General features: G+C 59.6%; 21 protein-coding genes. 12 read left to right on the top strand and 9 right to left on the bottom strand.

Features of this window, described 5'->3' with window-relative positions; genetic code table 11:
* The first annotated feature begins 309 nt into the window (after positions 1–309).
* The 5 genes from BTE54_RS10910 (at position 310) to BTE54_RS10890 (ending at position 8,061) form a co-directional block, all read left to right on the top strand.
* The gene (locus BTE54_RS10910) at positions 310–1,260 is read left to right on the top strand and encodes a phosphoribosylaminoimidazolesuccinocarboxamide synthase (protein WP_065657018.1); all 951 of its coding nucleotides are present in this window, start codon (positions 310–312) and stop codon (positions 1,258–1,260) included.
* Between the two features lie 2 nt (positions 1,261–1,262).
* Positions 1,263–1,922, top strand: a complete 660-nt coding sequence (locus tag BTE54_RS10905; RefSeq protein WP_065657017.1) for a TetR/AcrR family transcriptional regulator — start codon at positions 1,263–1,265, stop codon at positions 1,920–1,922.
* Between the two features lie 198 nt (positions 1,923–2,120).
* The gene (locus BTE54_RS10900; RefSeq protein WP_065657016.1) at positions 2,121–3,323 is read left to right on the top strand and encodes an efflux RND transporter periplasmic adaptor subunit; all 1,203 of its coding nucleotides are present in this window, start codon (positions 2,121–2,123) and stop codon (positions 3,321–3,323) included.
* 53 nt (positions 3,324–3,376) lie between these two features.
* Positions 3,377–6,466, top strand: a complete 3,090-nt coding sequence (locus BTE54_RS10895) for an efflux RND transporter permease subunit (protein ID WP_035261240.1) — start codon at positions 3,377–3,379, stop codon at positions 6,464–6,466.
* A gap of 149 nt (positions 6,467–6,615) precedes the next feature.
* Positions 6,616–8,061, top strand: a complete 1,446-nt coding sequence (locus BTE54_RS10890) for an efflux transporter outer membrane subunit (RefSeq protein ID WP_065657015.1) — start codon at positions 6,616–6,618, stop codon at positions 8,059–8,061.
* 111 nt (positions 8,062–8,172) lie between these two features.
* Here the strand turns inward: BTE54_RS10890 and efp are convergent, their stop codons facing one another.
* Positions 8,173–8,742 (bottom strand): elongation factor P, encoded by a 570-nt coding sequence (gene efp / locus BTE54_RS10885; protein WP_003504809.1) that lies wholly within the window; start codon positions 8,740–8,742, stop codon positions 8,173–8,175.
* A 251-nt stretch (positions 8,743–8,993) separates the two neighbouring features.
* On the opposite strand from efp, the gene epmA reads away from it, so the two are divergent.
* The 3 genes from epmA to BTE54_RS10870 all read left to right on the top strand — a co-directional run bounded on the left by epmA (position 8,994) and on the right by BTE54_RS10870 (position 11,689).
* Positions 8,994–10,058, top strand: coding sequence for an EF-P lysine aminoacylase EpmA (gene epmA, locus BTE54_RS10880; RefSeq protein ID WP_078052430.1), 1,065 nt, complete (start codon positions 8,994–8,996; stop codon positions 10,056–10,058).
* Positions 10,055–11,119 (top strand): lysine-2,3-aminomutase-like protein, encoded by a 1,065-nt coding sequence (locus tag BTE54_RS10875; protein WP_078052429.1) that lies wholly within the window; start codon positions 10,055–10,057, stop codon positions 11,117–11,119. Before epmA ends, BTE54_RS10875 begins: the two co-directional genes overlap by 4 nt.
* Before the next feature lie 378 nt (positions 11,120–11,497).
* Positions 11,498–11,689: a hypothetical protein gene (locus tag BTE54_RS10870; RefSeq protein WP_003492264.1), complete on the top strand. Its 192-nt coding sequence runs from the start codon at positions 11,498–11,500 to the stop codon at positions 11,687–11,689.
* Between the two features lie 384 nt (positions 11,690–12,073).
* On the opposite strand, the gene BTE54_RS10860 is transcribed toward BTE54_RS10870, so the two are convergent.
* Positions 12,074–12,310: an Lrp/AsnC ligand binding domain-containing protein gene (locus BTE54_RS10860; protein ID WP_003521320.1), complete on the bottom strand. Its 237-nt coding sequence runs from the start codon at positions 12,308–12,310 to the stop codon at positions 12,074–12,076.
* 103 nt (positions 12,311–12,413) lie between these two features.
* Positions 12,414–13,340 (bottom strand): LysR family transcriptional regulator, encoded by a 927-nt coding sequence (locus BTE54_RS10855; protein WP_065657012.1) that lies wholly within the window; start codon positions 13,338–13,340, stop codon positions 12,414–12,416.
* Between the two features lie 130 nt (positions 13,341–13,470).
* Here BTE54_RS10855 and BTE54_RS10850 point away from each other — a divergent pair, with 130 nt between their 5' ends.
* From BTE54_RS10850 to modC, 4 genes are all read left to right on the top strand, one after another.
* Positions 13,471–14,754, top strand: coding sequence for an FAD-binding oxidoreductase (locus tag BTE54_RS10850; RefSeq protein ID WP_078052427.1), 1,284 nt, complete (start codon positions 13,471–13,473; stop codon positions 14,752–14,754).
* A 268-nt stretch (positions 14,755–15,022) separates the two neighbouring features.
* Positions 15,023–15,814 (top strand): molybdate ABC transporter substrate-binding protein, encoded by a 792-nt coding sequence (gene modA, locus BTE54_RS10845; protein ID WP_078052426.1) that lies wholly within the window; start codon positions 15,023–15,025, stop codon positions 15,812–15,814.
* A gap of 53 nt (positions 15,815–15,867) precedes the next feature.
* Positions 15,868–16,575 carry a molybdate ABC transporter permease subunit gene (gene modB, locus BTE54_RS10840; RefSeq protein WP_065657009.1) on the top strand — a complete coding sequence of 236 codons (708 nt, stop codon included), beginning with the start codon at positions 15,868–15,870 and terminating at the stop codon, positions 16,573–16,575.
* Positions 16,572–17,648 carry a molybdenum ABC transporter ATP-binding protein gene (modC, locus tag BTE54_RS10835; protein ID WP_078052425.1) on the top strand — a complete coding sequence of 359 codons (1,077 nt, stop codon included), beginning with the start codon at positions 16,572–16,574 and terminating at the stop codon, positions 17,646–17,648. Before modB ends, modC begins: the two co-directional genes overlap by 4 nt.
* On the opposite strand, the gene BTE54_RS10830 is transcribed toward modC, so the two are convergent.
* The 6 genes from BTE54_RS10830 to thiC form a co-directional block, all read right to left on the bottom strand.
* On the bottom strand, positions 17,617–18,012 hold the full coding sequence (locus BTE54_RS10830) for a winged helix-turn-helix domain-containing protein (protein ID WP_078052424.1): 396 nt from the start codon (positions 18,010–18,012) through the stop codon (positions 17,617–17,619). The genes modC and BTE54_RS10830 overlap by 32 nt on opposite strands.
* Positions 18,013–18,015: 3 nt before the next feature.
* Complete coding sequence (locus BTE54_RS10825) at positions 18,016–19,020, bottom strand: P1 family peptidase (RefSeq protein ID WP_078052423.1); 1,005 nt, start codon at positions 19,018–19,020, stop codon at positions 18,016–18,018.
* 89 nt (positions 19,021–19,109) lie between these two features.
* The gene (locus tag BTE54_RS10820) at positions 19,110–19,883 is read right to left on the bottom strand and encodes a thiazole synthase (RefSeq protein ID WP_078052422.1); all 774 of its coding nucleotides are present in this window, start codon (positions 19,881–19,883) and stop codon (positions 19,110–19,112) included.
* A gap of 4 nt (positions 19,884–19,887) precedes the next feature.
* On the bottom strand, positions 19,888–20,085 hold the full coding sequence (thiS, locus tag BTE54_RS10815) for a sulfur carrier protein ThiS (RefSeq protein WP_078052421.1): 198 nt from the start codon (positions 20,083–20,085) through the stop codon (positions 19,888–19,890).
* The gene (thiO, locus tag BTE54_RS10810; protein ID WP_078052420.1) at positions 20,054–21,058 is read right to left on the bottom strand and encodes a glycine oxidase ThiO; all 1,005 of its coding nucleotides are present in this window, start codon (positions 21,056–21,058) and stop codon (positions 20,054–20,056) included. Before thiO ends, thiS begins: the two co-directional genes overlap by 32 nt.
* Before the next feature lies 1 nt (position 21,059).
* A complete protein-coding gene (thiC, locus tag BTE54_RS10805) occupies positions 21,060–22,883 on the bottom strand; it encodes a phosphomethylpyrimidine synthase ThiC (protein ID WP_078052419.1) in 1,824 nt (607 codons plus the stop codon).
* Between the last annotated feature and the right edge of the window lie 26 nt (positions 22,884–22,909).

The following is a 22,909-nucleotide window of genomic DNA, read 5'->3' as shown; positions in this document are numbered from 1 at the left end:
GCTCATCAACTTGATTTCTTCAGAACGAAAGTCGCCGTCGCCAGCAGCGCCGCCGCCCTCGTTCAGTGAGCGGACTTATAAGAGATCACCCTCAAACAAGTCAACACACCCATCGTCAAAAAACTGACATTTTTATCAAACTGTTGATTTTATTAGGTAGTTTCGTATTTCTAACGGGAACCGGAGAAAAAGGCAGCCTTCATGTCGCGACTGGCCCTGTTCCAGGAAACATGCAATAGGAACGGACGAGAGTTTCAGAAGACTTGAGGCGTCCAACGCCTCTTTATAAAGCCAAGAATTGGAGAGCCCGTGCGCATTCTCGATGAAGCCGTCATTTCCGAGCTGCCGAATTATTACCGTGGCAAGGTGCGGGAAAACTACGATCTGCCCGACGGCAACCGCATCATCATATCAACCGATCGCCTTAGCGCCTTTGATCGTATCCTCACCTGCATACCTTATAAGGGACAGGTACTGACCCAGACGGCACGCTACTGGTTCGAACAAACGAAGGATATTTGTCCGAACCACGTCGTGAGCTATCCCGACCCCAATGTCGTCATCGGCAAGCGGCTGGACATATTGCCGGTCGAGGTGGTGGTTCGCGGTTATCTGGCCGGTACCACCGGCACGTCGATCCTGACCCTTTATAAGAAGGGTGAGCGGCAGATGTACGGCATGAGCCTGCCGGACGGGATGAAAGACAACCAGATTCTGCCCGAACCGGTGATCACACCGACGAGCAAGGCCTTCGATGGCGGCCATGACGAACCGCTGACGCCGGCCGAGATCGTGGAGAAGAAACTGCTGACGCAGGAGCAATGGGACACGCTTTCCCGTTACGCGCTGGCGCTGTTCAAGCGCGGGCAGGAAATTGCCGCAAAGCAGGGCCTCATTCTCGTCGACACCAAATATGAATTCGGGACGGATGAAAACGGCACGATCATCCTGGCCGATGAGATCCACACGCCCGATAGCAGCCGCTACTGGATGGCCGACAGTTATGACGAAAGCTTCCGCAACGGAACACGGCCGGCAAGCTTCGACAAGGATTTCGTGAGGGCCTGGGTCGCCGAACGCTGCGACCCTTATAAGGACGACGTTCCCGAAATTCCGCAGGACCTCGTCTTGCAGACTTCGAAGGTCTATATTGATGCTTACGAGCGCATCACCGGACAGAGCTTCGTTCCCGACGATAGCGGCGAGACACCGCTTGCAAGAATACGCCGGAACCTGGAGCCGTTCTTCCCCGGAGTCTGACCGTGAGCAAAACGATCGAACAGGCGAGAAAGGCCGACAGGAAGAGTGACCGTCCTGTCAGGCGCCGGCCTCGCCGTTCCGCCGAGGAAACGCGGCGGGACATTCTCGCCAAGGCAGAAGAGCTTTTCCGCGAACGTGGTTTCAATGCGGTGGCGATTGCCGATATCGCCGCGGCGCTCGGCATGTCTCCCGCCAACGTCTTCAAGAATTTCAGCTCGAAGAACGCGCTCGTCGATGCGATCGCCTTCGAGCAGATCGGCGCATTCGAACGGGACATCCAGCCGCTGGATAAAAGCCACGCGCCGCTTTCGAGACTGCGCCATCTCGCCCGCACGCTGATGGAACAGCACCACCAGGATCTAAACGACAATCCCTACATATTCGAAATGATCCTGATGACGGCAAAGCAGGACATGAAGTGCGGCGACTATTATAAAGCCGTCATCGCCAACCTGCTCGCCGAGATTATCCGCGATGGTATCGATGCGCGAATCTACGCGCCGGCCGAGATTTCTCCTCTGGCGGAAACCGTGCTCCACGCGCTGACAAGCGTGATTCATCCCGTCCTCATTGCCCGGGAAGATATCGGCAATTTAGCAACACGTTGCGATCAACTCGTCGATTTAATCGACGCGGGATTGCGCAATCCGCTTGCTAAGTGACGATTCCCAATTTACGTCACCTTCTCGCAATTGCTTGCGAAGCGCAAAAGCCTGCGCTTCTATGCGCGTGGCGGTCCGGACAGAATGAGCGAATCGGGTCCTTCCAAGGCCTTCGCCTGTCGTGTCTGTTTCCGGACGCGCATCCGCCGAGCGACATTGCGCTTATAGTTGAATGCGATCGATACGCAGGGAAGAACAATGAGCCGACGTATTTTACCCTTATTTGCTTCTCTGTGTGTGACCGCTCTTCTGGCAGGTTGCAGCGATGGCGGCGAGAGCAGCCAGAACGCCGCCCAGAGCGCCGAGCGTCCGCCGTCCCCGGTCAGCATCATCCTGATGAAGACCAGCGAATATCCCTTGACCACGGTTCTGCCCGGTCGCGCCAGCGCGTTCCAGACAGCGGAAATCCGCCCGCGCGTCACCGGCATCATCCGCGAAATTCCCTTCAAGGAAGGCAGCGAGGTCAAGCAGGGCGATATTCTCTACCAGATCGAGGACAATACCTATCTGGCGGAAGTGGCGCAGGCCAAGGCAAACGTGGCGAAGGCGGAAGCAAGCATTCCGAGCGCCCAGGCGAACCTTGCCCGTTACGAACGCCTGGTCAACAGCGGCGCGACGCAGATCGAATATGAAAACGCCAAGGTGACCCTGCTGCAGGCGCAAGCCGATGTGGCCCAGACCAAGGCGGCGCTGGAAACGGCGGAAATCAACCTCGATCTCACCAAGGTCCGCGCTCCCTTCGACGGCATTACCAGCGCAACCGCTTTCAGCATCGGCAACGTGGTGACGGCCAACCAGACGACGGCTTTGACGACGCTGCGCCGCATCGATCCGATCTATATCGATCTGATGGAATCCAGCATCAATCTTCTGCGTCTGAAAAAGGCGATCTCGTCGGGCCAGCTCGGCGGCGACACAAAGGAGACCGGCATTCACCTGACGCTGGAAGACGGCACGGAATACAAGCATGACGGCAAGATCGACATGTCGGACATGGCCGTGAGCGAAACCACGGGCACCTTCTCCATCCGCGCCCTCTTCGAAAACCCGGACGATCTTCTGCTTCCCGGCACCTATGTCCGCGCCACGCTGACCATCGGCAAGGAAAAAGGCTTCCGCATTCCGCAGCGCGCCGCAAGCCGGAACGCCAATGGCGAACTGACAGCGAAATTCGTAACGGCGGAAAACAAGGTGGAAACCCGCACATTCCCGTCCAGCCAGCAGTCGGGCAATGCCTGGCTGGTAACTGAGAACGTCAAGGATGGCGACAAGCTCATCGTTGACGGCTTCCAGTGGATCGCCGACGGTGCGACCGTCGCACCGGTTGAAGTGACCATCGACGATCGCGGTATCGTCGTTATGCCGCAGCAAGCTCAGCCTGCCGCCGCCCCCTCGAAATAAGCATGAGCACGAAACCCTCGGTCGAAGCTCGTAAAAGGTAAGGCAGGACTGCCATGGCCCATTTCTTCATCCGGCGCCCCGTGTTTGCATGGGTTATCGCCATCGTCATCATGCTGGGCGGCGCCCTTGCGATCTGGACGCTTTCCATTTCGCAATATCCCGATATCGCACCGACAACGGTACGCGTCAGCGCGACCTATAATGGCGCGAGCGCCGAGACAGTCGAAAAATCGGTGACGACCATCATTGAGGACGGCATGACCGGCCTTGATGACCTCACTTATATGACATCGTCGTCCTCAACCGGCAGCGCCGAAGTGACGCTGACCTTCGGCAATACCATCCTGCCGGACATCGCGCAGGTTCAGGTGCAGAACAAGCTGCAGCTTGTCCAGTCGCAACTGCCTGACACGGTGCAGCAGCAGGGTCTTCAGGTCAGCCGATCCACATCCAGTATTCTGATGGTTGGCGCGCTGATCTCGACCGACGGCAAACGCAACTCGGCCGATCTCGGTGACGTCTTCTCCTCGCGTGTCGAAGACCAGATCAAGCGCCTCGAAGGCGTGGGCAGCATCAACGTCTTCGGTTCCGAATATGCGATGCGCATCTGGCTGGATCCGTTCAAGCTCAACAAGTACCAGCTGACCACGGCCGACGTGACCAGCGCCATCGAGAGCCAGAACACCCAGGTTTCCGTCGGTTCGCTTGGCGCGGTGCCCGCAGTCAAGGGTCAGCAGCTCAACGTGACGGTGACGGCGCAGAGCCAGCTCACCACCGTCGCCGATTTCGAATCGGTCATCCTGAAAGTCGAAAAGGACGGCGCAACCGTTCGCCTGAGCGACGTGGCCCGCATTGAAATCGGCCAGGAAACCTATGGTGGCGATTCCCGTTCGAACGGCCGTCCCTCTGCCGGTTTCGCGGTCAACCTCGCCACGGGTGCCAACGCACTCGATACGGCAGCGCGCGTAAAGTCGGCGCTTTCCGCTGTCGAAGGTTCGCTGCCCGAGGGGGTTTCGATCGAATATCCTTATGACACGACACCCTTCGTGAAGCTGTCGATCGAGAAAGTGGTACACACGCTGATCGAGGCGATCATCCTGGTTTTCGTCGTGCTGCTGGTGTTCCTGCAAAACCTCAGAGCCACCTTCATTCCTATGATCGCGGTTCCCGTCGTGCTTCTCGGCACGTTCGGCGTCCTTGCGCTGACAGGATATTCCATCAATACGCTCACCATGTTCGCCATGGTTCTGGCCATCGGCCTTCTCGTTGACGACGCTATCGTCGTTGTCGAAAACGTCGAACGAATCATGTCGGAAGAGGGCTTGTCGCCGGTCGAGGCGACCGAGAAGTCGATGGGCGAGATCACCGGTGCGATCATCGGTATCGCGCTCGTGCTCACCGCCGTATTCATTCCGATGGCCTTCTTCGGTGGATCGACGGGCATCATCTACCGCCAGTTCTCGGTCACCATCGTTTCGGCCATGCTGCTTTCGGCGGTGGTCGCCATCGTTCTGACGCCGGCGCTCTGCGCCACGATGCTGAAACCGATCGACCATCACAAGAAGCAGCGCGGACCAGGCGCATGGTTCAACCGCGGCTTTGGCAAGACGACGGATGGTTACGTCTCCTCTATCGGTTATCTGCTGAAGCGGCCCCTGCGCGTGATGATTATTTTCGCGATCGTCATCGGCGGCTGCGCCTGGTTCTTCAGCAAGCTGCCCAGCTCGTTCCTGCCGCAGGAAGACCAGGGCGTGCTGCTGACGATCATCCAGACGCCGACCGGTTCGAACATCGAACGGACCAATGAGGTGGTAAAGCAGGTCGAAAGCTACTTCCGTGAAAAGGAAGCCGCCAATGTCGAATCGGTTTTCGGCGTTCTCGGCTTCAGCTTCAGCGGTTCTGGCCAGAACAACGCCATCGTCTTCACCAAGCTCAAGGATTTCGCCGAGAGAACAGCCCCCGACCAACACGCCGGCGCCATCGTGCAGCGTGCGATGGGCACCTTCTTCGGTTTCCGCGATGCGCAGGTGTTCCCGCTTCTGCCGCCGGCAATTCAGGGCATGGGCACATCGAGCGGTTTCTCGATGTATCTCGTGGATAGCGGCCGCAACGGCACCGAGGCACTGACCGCCACGTCCAAGGAACTGATCGCGCTTGCGACCAGCAATCCGAAGGTCAGCTCGCTCAGAAGCGACAGCCAGGACAATGAAACGCAGATGAAGATCATTCTCGATCAGGAAAAGATGGGCGCCATGGGTGTCGATCTCTCCTCCGTGAACCTCATGCTGTCGACGATCTTTGCCGGCCGGGACGTCAACGACTTCACGCTGAACGGCGAGCTCAAGCCCGTTTATGTTCAGGGTGATGCGCCGTACCGCATGCAGCCGGACGATCTCAAGTTCTGGTACGCCCGCAACACCAGCGGCGAAATGGTGCCGTTCTCTTCCTTCAGCGAAGTGAAATGGATCAATGCTCCGCCGTCTCTCGCCCGCTTCAACGGCACGGGCGCCATCTCGCTCGAAGGCACCGCCGGTGCGGGCGTTGCATCCGGTGACGCCATGGACGAGATGGAACGCCTGACGGCAAGCCTGCCGGGCGGTTACACCGTGGCGTGGCAGGGCATTTCCTATCAGGAACGTCTTTCCGGCTCGCAGGCGCCGATGCTCTATGCGCTCTCGGTGCTGATCGTGTTCCTTTGCCTTGCAGCCCTTTATGAAAGCTGGTCGATCCCCTTCTCGGTCATCATGGCCGTGCCGGTGGGCGTCCTCGGCGCTTTGACTGCGGCGCATTTCTTCGGCCAGTCGAACGACGTCTACTTCAAGGTGGGCCTGCTGACGACCATCGGCCTTGCGGCGAAAAACGCGATTCTGATCGTCGAATTCGCCAAGGAAAGACAGGAGCATGGACTAAGCCTGATGGAAGCGACGCTCGAGGCGGCGAAGCTGCGCCTGCGTCCGATCATCATGACGTCGCTAGCCTTCATCCTGGGTGTCGTGCCTCTCGCAATCGCAACCGGAGCGGGTTCCGCCGCACAAAATGCAATTGGTATCGGGGTGCTGGGTGGTATGCTTTCTGCAACACTGCTCGGAATTTTCTTCGTTCCGTCCTTTTTCGTCATCATTCGTCGCCTTTCAAGGCGTTAACAAAACAAAAATGGGCTGTGCCAACCGTTAATACGCTGCTAGAAATGTTGCCGATTTGGCAAATGCACGTTTCTACGGCATATCGACCGCGCAGCCCATTTGTCAGCAAGCCGCGCTCGGTAAGCCAACCAGAGAATTGGGAAAATTACATGCTGTCTATTCGCGCTACTCTTCCCCTGACAATGCTGCTGCTCTCAGGCTGCGTTGTCGGGCCCGACCACAAGACGCCGGAAATTCAATTGCCGGGAAAGTTTGCGGAAGCCGGAAAAACCAGTAATGGCGACATCAGCACCGTTGCATGGTGGACAGCCTTTAACGATAGCCGCCTCAATGGTTACGTTTCCACTGGCCTCAGCCAGAACCTGACCGTGATGCAGGCGATCGAGCGCATCAATCAGGCGGAAGCCCAGGTCATCTCGGCCGGCGCGGGCGGTCTGCCGAGCCTGACGGCTAACGGCAGCCACACGACCAGCGAGACCAAGGGCAGCTACCGTGATGTTCCCGTCACCAACGTGTCCTCAGGCAGTCTAAGCGTCTCCTGGCTGCTTGACCTCTTCGGCCGCTATCGCCGCGCCACGGAAAGCGCCAATGCATCGCTCGATGCCGCTTACTCCACCGTCGATGTTCAGCGCCTGACGCTGATTTCCTCGGTCGCAGCAGCCTATATCGATGTGCGTTATTATCAGGAGCGCCTGGCGATTGCCCGTCAGAACCTGGCTTCCCGCCGCGAAACGCTGGACCTGACCAAGCTGCAGCTTGAAGCGGGCGCGGCCTCCCGCCTCGATGTCGTCCAGTCCGAAGGTCTGGTCAACTCGACGCTGTCCGACATTCCCGGCCTCGAAACCAACTTCCGCAAGGCGGCGCATCGCATCGCCACGCTTCTCGGCCTGCCGGCCTCATCTCTGATTTCCGAGTTGCAGAAGGGCGCACGCCAGCCGGTTGCCCGCAGCATTCCGCGCACCGGCATCCCGGCCGATCTCATCCGCAACCGTCCGGACATTCGTGTCGCCGAACGCAATCTCGCCGCCGCAGTTGCCTCAATCGGTGTCGCGGAAGCGCAGCTCTATCCCAGCATCGAGCTCGGCGGCTCGATCACGCCAAGCTACAACTTCCTGAGCGGTGGCGGCAGGGGAACGGCCAATAGCTGGTCCTTCGGTCCGAGCCTCGTTCTGCCGATTCTCGATGGCGGCAGCATCCGCGCCAATATCGATCTGGCCAATTCCCAGGCACGTGAGGAATATCTCGTCTGGAAGCAGACGGTGCTGACCGCTGTGGAAGAAGTCGAAAACGCTCTGGCCGCCGTCACCCGCGATCAGCGCACGGCCGATGCATTGCGCAAGACCGTCGCGTCCTATCAGGAAGCGTTGCAGCTTTCGACAGCCAGCTACCGCGACGGCGCCTCCTCGCTGCTCGACGTTCTCGATGCGCAGCGCCAGGTTTCCACCGCACAGGCAAGCCTTGCACAGGCTGTTCAGCAGACCGCGCAGGACTACGTCTCGCTGAACGTAGCGCTTGGCGGCGGTTATGCCGTTGGCCAGACCACGGCTCCGAAGAAGGCACCCGGCCCAACCCGGACCGCGGCAAAGGCCATGTAAGATACGCCGCAAGGCAAAGAAAAAGCCCGCGTCTCGACGCGGGCTTTTTTATTATTCGTGACACAAAAAAGCACCGGTCTCCCGGTGCTTTTGTCTAACTAGCCGTCAGGCTCAGTTCTTGGCGCGCTCGACGTAGGAATTGTCTTCCGTCGCGATGACCACGCGGATGCCGGCATCGATATGCGGCGGCACCATGGTGCGGATGCCGTTGGAAAGAATGGCCGGCTTGTAGGAAGAAGACGCCGTCTGGCCCTTAACGACCGGTTCGGTTTCGGTGATTTCCAGCGTGACGTGACGCGGCAGTTCGACGGCCAGCGGATTGCCTTCATGAATGGAAAGAATGCAGGTCATGCCTTCCTGCAGATAGGCCTTCTGATCGCCCATCGTTTCGGCATCGACCACAACCTGATCGTAGTTCTCCGGGTTCATGAAGTGGAAGCCTTCGCCATCTTCATAAAGGAACTGGAAGTTCAGGTCTTCAACGAAAGCGCGCTCGACCTGCTCGGTGGTGCGCCAGCGCTCGGAGACCTTCACGCCGTCAACGATGCGGCGCATGTCCACCTGCGTGACCGGCGTGCCCTTGCCGGGGTGAAAGTTCTGCGCGGTAAGAACGACGTAAAGCTTGCCGTCCACGTCGAGAACATTGCCCTTGCGGACGGATGAGGCGATAACCTTGACCATATGACTTCCTTGTAACTCGATGAAATGCGTCGTAAAGGACTGCGCGGCAGCACCGGCCCCGGCAGACGTTTTGTCTTTTTTCTGGGGCGCAACTACCTTAAATCCGCACGAATTGCCAGCCTTCTACAGCAATTCGCGGAAGAGTGCCTAGCGGTTTTCCGCCCGGAATAGCTTTAAATGACGCGATCAGGCGTTTTGCGGGCCGTTTCTCCGCAATTGGGCGCCGCAGAGAAGACGGAAAAGAACAGAGAATGCGCGCAAGCAACGAAACAATGTCGCCATGGTGGACGCCGGACGTCCACGCCGACCGCCGCGCGTTTCTCATTGGGCGCAATGCGATCCAGTCGGCTTTTCGCGGCTATTTCGCCAGCGCCGATTTTCTCGAGGTCGATACGGCGACATTGCAGATTTCCCCCGGCAATGAGGCGCATCTGCATGCTTTCGCCACGCAGGGCCTGACGCCGGCCGGCGACGCCGTGCCGCTTTATCTGCACACCTCGCCTGAATTCGCCTGCAAAAAGCTGCTCGCCGCCGGTGAAAAACGCATCACCTGTTTTGCCCATGTTTACAGAAACCGGGAACGAGGCCCCCTGCACCATCCGGAATTCACCATGCTGGAATGGTACCGGGTCGGCGAAACCTATGAGAGCCTGATGAAGGACAGCGCCAATCTTCTGGCGCTGGCGGCCGAAACCACAAAGACGAAGAATTTCACCTATCGCGGCCGCAGCGTTGATCCCTTCCTCGAGCCGGAGCGGGTAAGCGTCGCCGAAGCCTTCGAGCGATATGCGGGCGTCGACCTGCTGGCCACCATCAGCCGAAACGGCGAAACCGACGCTCGCCATCTTGCGGCGAACCTCACCGAGGCCGGCATCCGCGTGGCCGATGACGATACCTGGGCGGATATGTTCAGCCGCGTCATCGTAGAGCGGGTGGAGCCGGAGCTGGGTTTCGGCAGGGCGACCATTCTCGATGAATATCCGACCTGTGAGGCAGCCCTTGCCCGCAAGTCACCCAAGGATGCGCGCGTGGCGGAGCGTTTCGAGCTATATGCCTGCGGCGTTGAACTCGCCAATGCCTTCGGCGAATTGACCGACGCCGCCGAGCAGAGGCGGCGTTTCGAAATGGAAATGGCCGAGAAGCAGCGGGTTTACGGCGAAACCTATCCGCTGGACGAGGATTTTCTGGCCGCGCTGGCAATCATGCCGCCGGCAAGCGGCATAGCGCTTGGTTTCGACCGGCTGGTGATGCTGGCAACCGGCGCGCCCCGTATCGATCTCGTCATGTGGGCCCCAGTCGCGGAATATGGACGATGACAGGGCTTGAGACCATCAAGACAGCCGAAGCACTTCTCGAAGCGGGGCTTATCGAAGCCGAAGCACTCGAGACGCTGCGCACTGTAACGCAACGTTACGCGCTCGCCATCACGCCATCGATTGCCGGGCTGATCGACAGCCGCGACCCGCAGGATCCCATCGCCCGACAATTCGTTCCTGACCCGGCCGAACTCGTTCATCTTCCTGAAGAACGGGACGATCCGATTGGCGACGACGCGCACAGCCCCGTCCACGGCATCGTCCACCGTTATCCCGACCGGGTGCTTTTAAAGGCAGTGCATGTCTGCCCCGTTTATTGCCGCTTCTGTTTCCGCCGGGAGATGGTCGGACCGCAAGGCAACGGCATGATGAGCCCGGCGGAACTTGACGCCGCATTCGGCTATATAAAGGCCAATCCCGCCATCTGGGAGGTCATCCTGACCGGTGGCGATCCGCTGGTGCTTTCCCCACGGCGCTTGTCCGACCTGATGACGCGCCTGAGAGACATACCGCATGTGAAGATCGTCCGCTTCCACACCCGCGTGCCGGTTGTCGATCCTGACCGTATCGATGCGGCGCTGATCGATGCGCTGAAGGCCAGCGGCAAAACCACCTATGTGGCCCTGCACGCGAATCATTCCCGTGAACTCGGCGAAGCCGCAAGGCAGGCCTCGGCACGCCTGATCGACGCCGGTATCGCCATGGTGAGCCAGACGGTCCTCTTGAAAGGCGTCAATGATGACCCGGCGGTTCTTGCCGAGTTGATGCGCGCCTTTGTCGAGACCCGTATCAAGCCTTATTACCTGCATCATCCCGATCTTGCGCCTGGCACCAGCCATTTCCGGCTGACGATAGAAGAGGGGCAGCGAATCGTTTCCGCTTTGCGGGGGCATGTCTCCGGCCTTTGCCAGCCGACCTATGTTCTCGACATTCCCGGCGGTCACGGCAAGGCGGCAATTGGCATAAATGCGGCCGAAAAAACCCGCGATGGCTGTTATTCCGTTTCCGACTTCAACGGAAACGATCATGTTTATCCGCCGCCAGCGACCGGCGACGATTAAAAAATACATTAAAAGCCTGCTACAGCGGGCTTTTCGCGGCGGCAGCCGACGAAAACAAAAATTTCACATTTCCGCCCCTCTCCTGTCATCATAAAGAAAAATATTCTACCTATAACAATGAGCATTGATTTTAGTGCTGGTCTGGATTATCAGTGTGGAACTGGAGAACGAGTCTCCTGATTCCGGGCCAACACCAATACAGGGAGTGTGTCATGTCAAAACATATCAACATCAACGCAATCCTTGGTTTTGAGTCCTGGAACGCTGGATTTAAATCCACGTGTTCCCGCTGCTGTCGAATGTGACTTAACGGTCTCAATTTACTGAAAATCAGTTCGACAACATGCTGTGTGAAGTAGCCACAGCGGGAGTATATCTATGCAGAAGCAAGTTATTGAATTCGCTGGCGAACCCGTCGGCATCGTCATCCCGGATAATGACCGGTTGAAGTTCATCGCGGTGAAGTTCCACGTTCACGACCTGGACGAACAGAAGTTCGACAGCGCCGACGACGTGCGGATTGCGATCCGCGATCTCGTGCGCAATCGGAATCTGGCCGCGGTCGCCTGATGCGGGAGAACTTTCGCCCGCTCACAGAACCGTCAAAACCAGAGCGCGCCAAATATCGGACCCCGAACAGCGGCCCGATGGCGCGCTTTTTTCTCGGTTGACAAGCCATCTACCCCCTGGCACCAGCCATTCAGGGTGTATCAAAAGCTCTGATGCACTAAGCTAACAAAGCGCCTGAAAGTCAGGATTAGAGCCGAACGCCACGTACGCGGTCTTCCTGACGCACCCCACTCTTCCCTCATTCCTGTGCTCGTCACAGAAATCTAGCCAGACCAAGTCCTTGGGCTGAAAAGCCTCTCCCTCCGCGCAGACGCGCGTCGACTGGATTCCTGTGACAAGCACAGGGATGAGGGCCGAGCCCGTATCGAAGGTTCGAATTGCGGGTCAGAATGCAGTAAAGGTCAGCGTCGTCAGCGAACGCACGATTCCCGGAATATTGACGATGTTCTGGTTGATGAACTTGCCGATATCTTCTTCCTGCGGCAGATAGATTTTCAGCAGCAGATCATATTCACCGCTGGTGGAATAAAGCTCGGAAACCAGTTCCGTCTTATAGATGGCGTCGGCGACATCATAGGTCTTGCCGGGCTCACATTGAAGCTGAACGAAAATGGGCTTCACGGACATCTCCCGTATTTGAACTTTCGGTACATGGCTGCTCGCGCCACGCGTCATGGCGCACTATTGGCTGAGCAGCGTCCGTCTTGCAAGACCGCTTACCGGTTTACGCCGAAAACTCCGCGGTACTGCCGTTCGCGCCAGTTGCGGCCTCGGAAACGATCCACCGCCGAAAACTTTCGAGCGGCGCATAACCGGCGCGATCCGGCATGCAGGCGAGGTAATAGGCTTCCTCGCTCTCCACTTCCCCCGCAACAGCCGCAACCAGACGACCGCTTCGCAACTCCTCCTCGATCATGAAAGAAGGAATGAGCGAGGCTCCAACCCCGGCGCTCGCCGCCTCGGCAATCGTCGTAAACTGATCGAAAAGCATGCCATGCACATTGTCGAAACCAATGTCATGGCTGCGAAACCATTGCTCCCAGGCATCCGGCCGTGTCGTCATGTGCAGCAACGGGACATGCAGCAGATCGTCCGGCCTTGAAAGTCCGTGTCGCGCCTTGAAGGCGGGGCTGCATACCGGAATGACCTTTTCATGCATCAGGAAAACCAGCTCGGTACCCGGCCAATGCGGCAATCCGAAATGGATGGCCGCATCGACTGTGTCGGTGCGGAAATCGAACAGCGATGACCGCGTCAGAAGATTGACCGAAACGCCGGGGTGTCTGGCGATGAAATCGGGAAGGCGCGGCACAAGCCAGCGCGTGCCGAAGCTCGGCAGAACCCCGAGGTTTAGCGTGCCGCCATCCGGATTGGCACGCAGGTTGAGCGAGGCCGTCGATATGCGCCGCAAGGCCTCGCGGATTTCCCGCGCATACCCCTCCCCCGCCCTTGTCAGCCGGATCGTCTGCCTCTCGCGCAGGAACAGCGCCAAGCCGAGCTGCTCTTCGAGCGCCAGGATTTGACGGCTGACCGCACCCTGCGTCAGCCCCAGTTCCCTCGCGGCAGCGGTGACGCTGCCCGTCCGGGAAGCGGCTTCGAAAGCCGCCAGCAGCGAAAGCGACGGCAGAAAACGGCGTGGCGGCAGGACCATATTCCCTCACGGAATGAACTCTTGACGATATGTCGATATTCAACAGGCAAGTCCGCTTGTAAAGTCTTATAAACAAGGGCTTGTCACTCATACGAAGAACAAATGAACTGGCCCGGAACACGGTGGAACGATGTATAATGACCCCCGCTCGCACGGCCTCTGGGAAAAGACCGCGCCGCAGCCGCCCGTAACGCCCGCCTTGCGGGGCGCAGCGGTTGCCGATGTCGTCGTCGTCGGAGGTGGCTTTACCGGCCAGTCCGCCGCCCTTCATCTTGCCGAACGGGGTGTGGATGTCGTTCTTCTCGAAGCAAGGGAAATCGGCTTCGGCGGCGCAGGCCGCAATGTCGGCCTCATCAATGGCGGCATGTGGGTCATGCCGAAAGAGCTACCCGGCGTGCTGGGCGAGGTTTACGGCGAGCGGCTTCTAGACCTTCTGGGCAATGCCCCGCTTCTCGTGCGTGAACTGGTGGAAAAACACGCAATTCCCTGCGAGATCGAAAAAAACGGCACGCTCCATTGCGCCGTCGGAGAAAAAGGGCTCGCCGAAATCCGTGAGCGCTGCGAACAATGGGCGGAGAGAGGCGCACCCGTCCGCATCCTCGATGCCGAAGAGACAGCGAGACGCACCGGCAGTACGGGCTATTCCGGTGCGCTTCTGGATACACGCGCCGGCACGATACAGCCGCTTGCCTATGTTCGAGGCCTTGCCGCAGCCGCCCAGAAAGCGGGCGTGCGCCTGCATACCGAAAGCCCCGTGGTAGCGACCGAACGCAGCAACGGAAAATGGGTGGTGAAGACGTCGCAAGGGTCTGTAACCGCCAACTGGATCGTTGTGGCCACTGAAGCCTATAGCACCGGCCCATGGCGGATCGTTCGCGATGAACAGGTCTACCTGCCCTATTTCAATTTTGCGACGAGACCGCTCGGCGATAATCTGCAAAAGACCATCCTGCCTGGCCGTGAGGGCTGCTGGGATACGAAGGAGATTCTCTCATCCTTCCGCATGGACAAAGCCGGCCGGCTGGTCTTCGGCAGCGTCGGCGCCCTGCGCGGCACCGGCACCGCCATTCATCGCGCCTGGGCGAAGCGCTCGCTGAAGCGACTTTTCCCGCAACTCGGGGATACGGAATTCGAATGTGAATGGTACGGCCAAATCGGCATGACCGACAATGCCGTGCCCCGCTTTCACAAATTCGCTGAAAATGTCGTCGGCTTTTCAGGCTATAACGGCCGCGGCATCGCGCCGGGCACGGCCTTCGGCAAGGTCATTGCGCAGCATATTCTCGGTGAAATTGCTGAAGCCGAATTGCCGCTGCCTTTGACGGAGCCGAAAGCGCAGACTTTCCGGACGGTGAAGGAAGCCTATTACGAGGCAGGCGCACAGATCGCCCATTTCGCCGGCGAGCGTTTTTGATCGGACACAGAGTCGCTTCTAATGAGCCACATCATCCTTGGGCTTGCCTCAAGGATTTAATCACATTCAATAAAATGAAGACGTTGCTGATGCGCGGGACAAGCCAGAGCATGACGAGGAGGGCTTTTCGAGCTTAGCCACCCCTCTCCGCAGACACACCGGCAGCCTCTTTTCCTCATCCCATCGATATATCCTTGAAAATATAATGATTGCCCTATAGGCCTATCGATATATTCATCGGAATATCTCGAACCGGGGGTAACAGACCATGAGACTTTTGCGTCGCAGCTTCTTCAAAACCATTGCCGCAGCCACATCCTTCTGGATGGCGGCCTCACTCGCGGCCGTTCCGGCCCATGCCGCCGAAAAAGTCACGGTGTTTGCCGCCGCAAGCATGAAAAACGCACTCGATGCTCTCAACGCCGAGTGGGCGAAGGAAAGCGGTAACGAAGCAACCGTCTCGTATGCAGCAAGCTCGGCGCTGGCCAAGCAGATCGAGCAGGGCGCACCGGCGGATATCTTCATTTCGGCCGATCTCGCATGGATGGACTATATCGCCGAAAAGAAGCTGATCAACGCTGACACCCGCTCCAATCTTCTCGGCAACCGCATTGTTCTCGTCGCTCCCGCAGACAAGGCAAAGCCGGTCGAGATCAAGCAAGGCTTCGATCTTGCCGCTCTGGTGGGCGATGGCCGACTGGCCATGGGTGCGGTCGATTCCGTGCCGGCGGGCAAATACGGCAAGGCCGCTCTGGAAAAGCTCGGGGTCTGGTCCTCGGTGGAACAAAAGGTCGCCGGCGCGGAGAGCGTGCGTGCCGCCCTGCTGCTCGTCTCGCGCGGCGAAGCACCCTATGGCATTGTCTACCAGACCGACGCCGCCGCCGATCCGGGCGTGAAGATCGTCGGCACCTTCCCGGAAGACAGCCATCCGCCGATCATCTACCCGGTCGCCATTCTTTCGGAAGCCAAGTCCCCGGCAGCAAAAGCCTATCTGGATTTCCTGAAATCGGCCAAGGCAACGCCCTTCTTCGAAAAGCAAGGCTTTACCGTTTTGAAATAAACTGCCTTTCGTGGCCCCAACGTATGGGCCACAAGAGATGACGATTGCAGGATATGGCATTGCATTGGTGGACACTCAGCCCTGAAGAATGGACGGCGATCAGGCTCAGCCTGTGGGTGTCGTCCATCGCCATGCTTGCCAGCCTGCCTTTCGGCATTCTGGTCGCCGTGGCGCTGGCGCGCGGCCGCTTCTGGGGCAAGTCTCTCCTCAATGGCATCGTCCACCTGCCGCTCATCCTGCCGCCCGTCGTCACCGGCTTTCTGCTGCTCGTCCTGTTCGGCCGCAGGGGCGCGATCGGGCAATTTCTCGATAGCTGGTTCGGCGTCGTCTTTTCCTTCCGCTGGACCGGGGCCGCGCTCGCCTGCGCCGTCATGGCCTTTCCGCTGATGGTGCGTTCCATCCGCCTCTCCATAGAAGCGGTGGACCGCAAGCTGGAAGAGGCCGCGGGAACATTGGGGGCAAGCCCGTTCTGGGTGTTCCTCACCGTCACCCTGCCCTTGACCCTGCCCGGCATCATTGCCGGCATGATCCTGGCTTTCGCCAAGGCCATGGGCGAGTTCGGCGCAACCATTACCTTCGTGTCCAATATTCCCGGCGAGACCCAGACTTTGTCCGCCGCCATCTATACCTTCACTCAGGTTCCGGGCGGCGATGCCGGCGCCTTGCGGCTAACCATTGTCTCGGTCGTGATTTCCATGCTCGCTTTGCTCGTCTCGGAGTTTCTGGCCCGCATCATCGGCAAACGGGTGAGCATGGAATGACGCTTTCGATCACCACCCGTCATCGCCTCGGGTCATTCGAGCTCAATGCGTCCTTCACCTCCGAAGGCGGCGTTACCGCGCTATTCGGACGCTCCGGCTCCGGCAAAACCTCGATGATCCGCATCATAGCAGGCCTGTTGCGGCCGGATGAGGGACAGGTTTTGCTTAATGGTGAAGTGCTGGCCAATAGCGGAACACGGCTGTTCCTGCCGGCTCATAAACGCCGCTTCGGTTATGTTTTTCAGGAAGCGCGGCTCTTCCCGCATCTCAGCGTGGCGCAGAACCTGCATTACGGCAGATGGTTCGCCGGGAACAAAACCGGGAGCGCAAATGAAGACCGCATCGTCGACATGCTCGGCATCGGCCATCTCCTGCAACGCCGGCCGGACAAGCTTTCCGGTGGCGAAAAACAGCGTGTCGCGATTGGCCGCGCGCTCCTCTCATCACCCAGGCTGCTGCTGATGGACGAGCCGCTCGCCTCGCTCGACGAGGAGCGAAAAGCCGAAATCATTCCCTATCTCGAACGGCTGCGCGACGAGACGAAAATCCCGATCGTCTATGTCAGCCATTCTATTCAGGAGGTCGCCCGCCTCGCCGACCGCATCGTGGTGATGAAGGACGGCAAGGTGGAGGCGCAGGGAAAAGCGGCCGACGTGCTTTCCAGACCGGATTTCAGCGCGCATCTCGAACGACGCGAAGCGGGCAGCATTCTTTCCGGCCACATTGAAAGCTTTGATGAGCGACATGGCCTTGCCGCCGTGAGGCTGAAGACCATGCTGCTCCATGTTCCGGCCAAAAGGGGAGCGTCCGGCAGCCCGGCGCGGGTGCTCATACCGGCACGCGACGTGATGCTGGCAACCGTAAAACCCGAAGGCTTGAGCGCGCTCAACATTCTCGCGGGCCATGTCGCGACGGTTTCTGCTAGCGAAGATGGCATGGTCACCGTTCAGGTGGATTGCGGCGGCGACATCATCCAGTCGCGCATCACCGATCTGTCACGCGAGAGGCTGCAGCTGGAGCCGGGAAAACCGGTGCACGCGATCATAAAGTCGGCGGCTCTCGATCCCTATTGAGAGCCGCATCGGGATTGCGGTTAGCCTCCAGCCAGTCGATATCCGCGCGCAAGGCCTCGTTCATCCGTTTTTCCATGCCGCGGTAACGCTCCAGCACCTCAGTGCCGAAAGCGGTCAGCGCCGCACCGCCGCCCTGTTTGCCGCCACGCTGCGATTCGATAACCGGTTGCCTGAACATATGGTTCAGCGCATCCACCAGCAGCCATGCGCGGCGATAGGACATGTCCATCGCCCGCCCGGCGGCAGAGATGGAGCCGGTCTCGACAATCAGCTCCATCAATTCAATCTTGCCATGGCCGAGACGTTCCCCGGCTGGAAAGTCGATACGAAGAACAGGCTTCAATGGAGAAAGGGCCTCACTCATCGTTCAAAGGCTCCGTCCATGAAGATCGCGATAGGCCTTTTGCGCTCCATCCACCGGTAAGGCCGTCGCCTCATAGACGCCACGCGCGACCGCGCGCGCCATCACGATGGTCGCCAGATGGCAAAGCTCGGCGAAATGAACGCCGCCCTCAAGCGGCTTTTCACCGGTCGCGGCCGCGAACATGGCGTCGCCGTCGCTTGGCAGATGGGCGGGCAGAACGGCGCGCGCCAGCCCGTCATGCGCCATGATGGAAAGGCGATGCGCCTGCGCCTTGGTCAGCGCGGCATCCGTCACCACCGCACCGATGGTCGTTGCCGTGAGATTGACCCCCTTGAGGCGCAGCGCGGTATGATCCGGCTCGAAACGATCGGGAAAACCGCAATCGCCGTATTCACCCTGCATTTCAAACGGCGCGGACCAGAAATGGCGGCCCGTTCCAACGGTTGCCGAGCCGAGCGCATTGACGGCAACGATGGCGGCCACCTTATAACCGCCGGAACTGACAGCACTTGCCGACCCGAGCCCGCCCTTGAAGGTGGCTGTCGTCGCACCCGTTCCGGCCCCGACCGTTCCAAGCGCGAAGGGCTCCGGACGCGCCGCCTTGAAGGCCGCATATCCCATCTCGCGATAGGGCGAATGCAGTCCCCAGTCCTTGTCGCCGCCATTCAGCAGATCCATCAGGATCGCCTGCGGCACGATGGGAACGCGGGTGGAACCCACCTGCAGGCCGCGTCCGATTTCGCGCAGCCCGGCCTGAACGCCGCCCGCCGCATCCAGCCCGAAGGCAGAACCGCCTGACAGCACGAAGGCATCCACCGCTTCCACCGTCATCGTCGGGTCGAGCAGGCCGGTATCGCGCCCGCCCGGCGCACCACCCAAAACAGAACCGGAAGCGATGGCGGGCTTTTCGAAAACAATCGACGTAACACCGGAGCCGAGGGCAAGATCGGTGACATTGCCGACCGAGACGCCGCCGATATCCGTCAGAAGATTGGTGAGTGCCGCCATGCCGTTTCCCTTTTTCTCCCGGTATCCCGCCACCATCAGGCACTGTCAACGCAAAACGTGAGGTGCCTGATGTCGACGACAAGCCGCGATCAGAAAAAAACACCCGTTCCGATCACGGGCGTCGAGGGAACGGCCATGTCCCTCGGCTCCAGCGGCTCGGAGAGATATGCCTGATGGCCGGCGTCTATGGCGCGGGCGAAAGCCTCCGCCATGCCGACCGGGTCTCCCGCGCCCGCCACCGCCGTGTTGAGCAGAACCGCATCGTAACCGAGTTCCATCACCGTGACGGCATGCGACGGGCGGCCGATACCGGCATCGACGATCAGCGGCACATCCGGGAAACGCGCCCGCATGGATTTTAGCGCCGTCAGATTGAGCGGTCCCATGGCGCTGCCGATTGGCGCGCACCAGGGCATCAGGACCTTGCAGCCTGCCTCCAGCAGCTTCTCGGCGACGACCAGATCGTCCGTCGTATAGGGAAAGACCTCAAAACCCTCGTCGCAGAGGATTTTCGCCGCCTCGACAAGTGCGAAGACATCGGGCTGCAGCGTGTCGTGATGGCCGATGACCTCCAGCTTGATCCAGTTAGTGCGGAACACATCGCGGGCCATCTTTGCCGTCAGCACCGCTTCCTTGACCGTGTGGCAACCGGCAGTATTGGGCAGGATCTGGCGATCCAGCTCACGGATAAGCTCAAAAAACTGACCGCCCTTCTTGCCAGCCGCCGTTTCCCGGCGCAGTGAAATCGTCAGAATATCCGTGTTGCTCGCCCGCACGGCATCGGCAAGCACGGCAGGCGACGGATAGCGCGCCGTGCCGAGCAGGAGACGGGACGAGACGTCGCGCCCATAAAGCGTCAGCACGGTTTCAGCCTCCCTGCATCGGTGAGAGGATTTCGATACGGTCGAAAGCCTTCAGCTTATAATCGGCGCGCTCTTCCGAATGCACCAGGTCACCGTTTACCGCCGTCGCCAGCCACTCGCCATCGTATTCGAGGCTGGCGAGCAGGCCGGCCAGCGTTTCGGCGGCGAGATCAAGCTCGTCGCCATTCACCAGAAGTTTCATGATCCCGTTCCTTTTGAGAGAGAGTTTGGCAGACGATTTCAGCCGCCTGCCGCGCCATCGCCGGCGACAGCAGAAAGCCGTGCCGGTGCGCGCCGTTGATGAAAATTGTCCGGCGATCCTGCGTGACCTTCGGCAGATTGTCAGGATAGGCAGGGCGCACGCCGGTGCCTGTCTCGATGATTTCCGCTTCCGCGAAAGCCGGGTGCACGGCATAGGCGGCATTCAGGAACTCCATCATCGAGCGGGCGGAAATGGCGCCCGCATCTTCCGTCTCGATCATCGTCGCGCCCACCATGAAACGGCCGGGCTGGCGCGGCACGATGTAGAGCGGAATGCGCGGATGCAGCAGCCGGACGGGGCGAGACAGGAAAACCTCCCGGGTTGCGAGATAGAGCATCTCTCCCCGCACACCGCGAAGATCGGAAATCCCGCCGATTGCCGCAGAACCAGTGCAATCGACCACGCGGTCGAACGGCTCTTCATCCATCGGGATACCCATATGGAACTGCACACCCATGGTGCAAAGCCGTTCATGCAGCGATTTCAGTGCAAGACGCGGATCGAGATGCCCCTCGCCCGGAAAATAAAGCCCGGATCGAAACCGCACGGCAAGATCTGGCTCCAGCGCGGCGATTTCGCCCTCATCCACCCAGCGATAGCCAGCGGTCCGCGATGCGAAACGCGAAAGCTCCGCCTTGTCACGGGCCGGCGCAACGACCAGCGTGCCGTTACGGACGACAAGGCCGGGTGTCGCTTCATCCCACCAATCGAGCGCCGCCTGACCGAGCGTCAGAACCGCCGCTTCAGCGCTTTCACGCTCGCACCAAGGCGCCACCATGCCGCCCGCATACCAGGATGCGCCGCGAGAGGGTTCGGCATTGCGCTCGCAAACCTCGACGGTAACACCGGTCCGCGCCAGTTCGAAGGCCGCCGTCAAACCGGCGACCCCCGTTCCCTTGACCAGAACGCGCATGCTATTCGGCATCCGCAGGCGTCGCGAGCGGCATGTAAAGCTCACCGCCTTCCTTGAAGCGTGCGGCCATGGCCTCCAGTCCCTCCTTCTGCGCCTCGGCGCGGATATCGTGGGAAATCCGCATCGAGCAGAATTTCGGCCCGCACATGGAGCAGAAATGCGCGACCTTGTGCGCTTCCTTCGGCAAGGTCTCATCATGGAAGGAGCGCGCCGTATCCGGGTCCAGCGACAGGTTGAACTGGTCCTCCCAGCGGAACTCGAACCGCGCGCGCGACAGCGCATCGTCCCGCACCTGTGCCGCCGGATGACCCTTGGCGAGATCGGCGGCGTGGGCGGCGATCTTGTAGGTGATGACGCCGACCTTCACGTCGTTGCGATCCGGCAGGCCGAGATGTTCCTTTGGCGTGACGTAGCAGAGCATCGCGGTGCCGAACCAGCCGATCATCGCCGCACCGATGCCGGAGGTGATATGGTCGTAACCCGGCGCAATATCGGTAGTGAGCGGCCCGAGCGTATAGAAGGGCGCCTCGCCGCAGGTCTTCAGCTGCTTGTCCATATTTTCCTTGATCTTGTGCATCGGCACATGGCCGGGGCCTTCGATCATCACCTGGCAATCTTTTGCCCAGGCGATCTGCGTCAGCTCGCCGAGCGTCTCCAGCTCCGCGAATTGTGCGGCGTCATTGGCGTCGGCAATCGAGCCGGGACGCAAGCCATCGCCCAGCGAGAAGGAGACGTCGTAAGCACGGCAAATATCGCAAATCTCGTCGAAATGCTCGTAGAGAAAACTCTCCTTATGGTGATGCAGACACCACTTGGCCATGATCGAGCCGCCGCGCGAAACGATGCCGGTGACGCGGTTGACGGTGAGCGGGATGTAATGCAGCCGCACGCCGGCATGAATGGTGAAATAATCCACACCCTGCTCCGCCTGTTCGATCAGCGTATCGCGGAACACTTCCCAATTGAGGTCTTCGGCAATGCCGTTGACCTTCTCAAGCGCCTGATAGAGCGGCACCGTGCCGATCGGCACCGGCGAATTGCGGATGATCCATTCGCGGATATTGTGGATGTTGCGGCCGGTAGATAGGTCCATGACTGTATCCGCACCCCAGCGGATCGCCCAGACCATCTTCTCCACCTCTTCCGCCATGGAGGAGGTGACGGCGGAATTGCCGATATTGGCATTGATCTTGACGAGAAAATTGCGGCCGATGATCATCGGCTCAAGTTCCGGATGATTGATATTGGCAGGGATGATGGCGCGGCCGGCCGCCACTTCCTGACGCACGAATTCCGCCGTGACGTAGTCAGGGATATGCGCCCCGAAGCTTTCGCCGTCGCGCGCCAGCTTCTCCTTGGCCGCCTCGCGCCCGAGATTTTCACGGATGGCGATGAATTCCATTTCCGGGGTGATGATACCTGCCCGCGCATAGGCAAGCTGGGTTACGGCTTTACCGGCCGTGGCTCTGAGCGGCTGGTGGCGCACGGAAAATTCAGGCGTCAGGCGTTCGCGGGTGGCAAAGCCGTTATCCTCCGGCTTGACGTGCCGGCCGTCATAGGCCTCGACATCGCCGCGCGCCACGATCCAGTCATGACGCAGACGCGGCAGACCCTTTTCAATCAGAACGGTATGCGAAGGATCGGTATAGGGACCGGAGGAATCGTAAACCGTCACCGGCGGTTCACCCGCCGTTGGATGAACGGCGATCTCGCGCATCGGCACGCGGATATGGGGATGTAAAATCCCGGCTTTGTGGATTTTGGTAGAGGCGGCATGCGGCCCCGTAGTAACCGACAACGGGATATTCTTGGCAGCGATATTCATCTTGAGGCTCCAAAGTTTGACAGTGG

The sequence above is a fragment of the Agrobacterium sp. YIC 4121 genome (genome assembly GCF_002008205.1).
Lineage (GTDB): Bacteria > Pseudomonadota > Alphaproteobacteria > Rhizobiales > Rhizobiaceae > Agrobacterium > Agrobacterium leguminum.
Note: the sequence above shows the minus strand (reverse complement) of the source record. Positions and strands in the feature narration are given on the sequence as shown.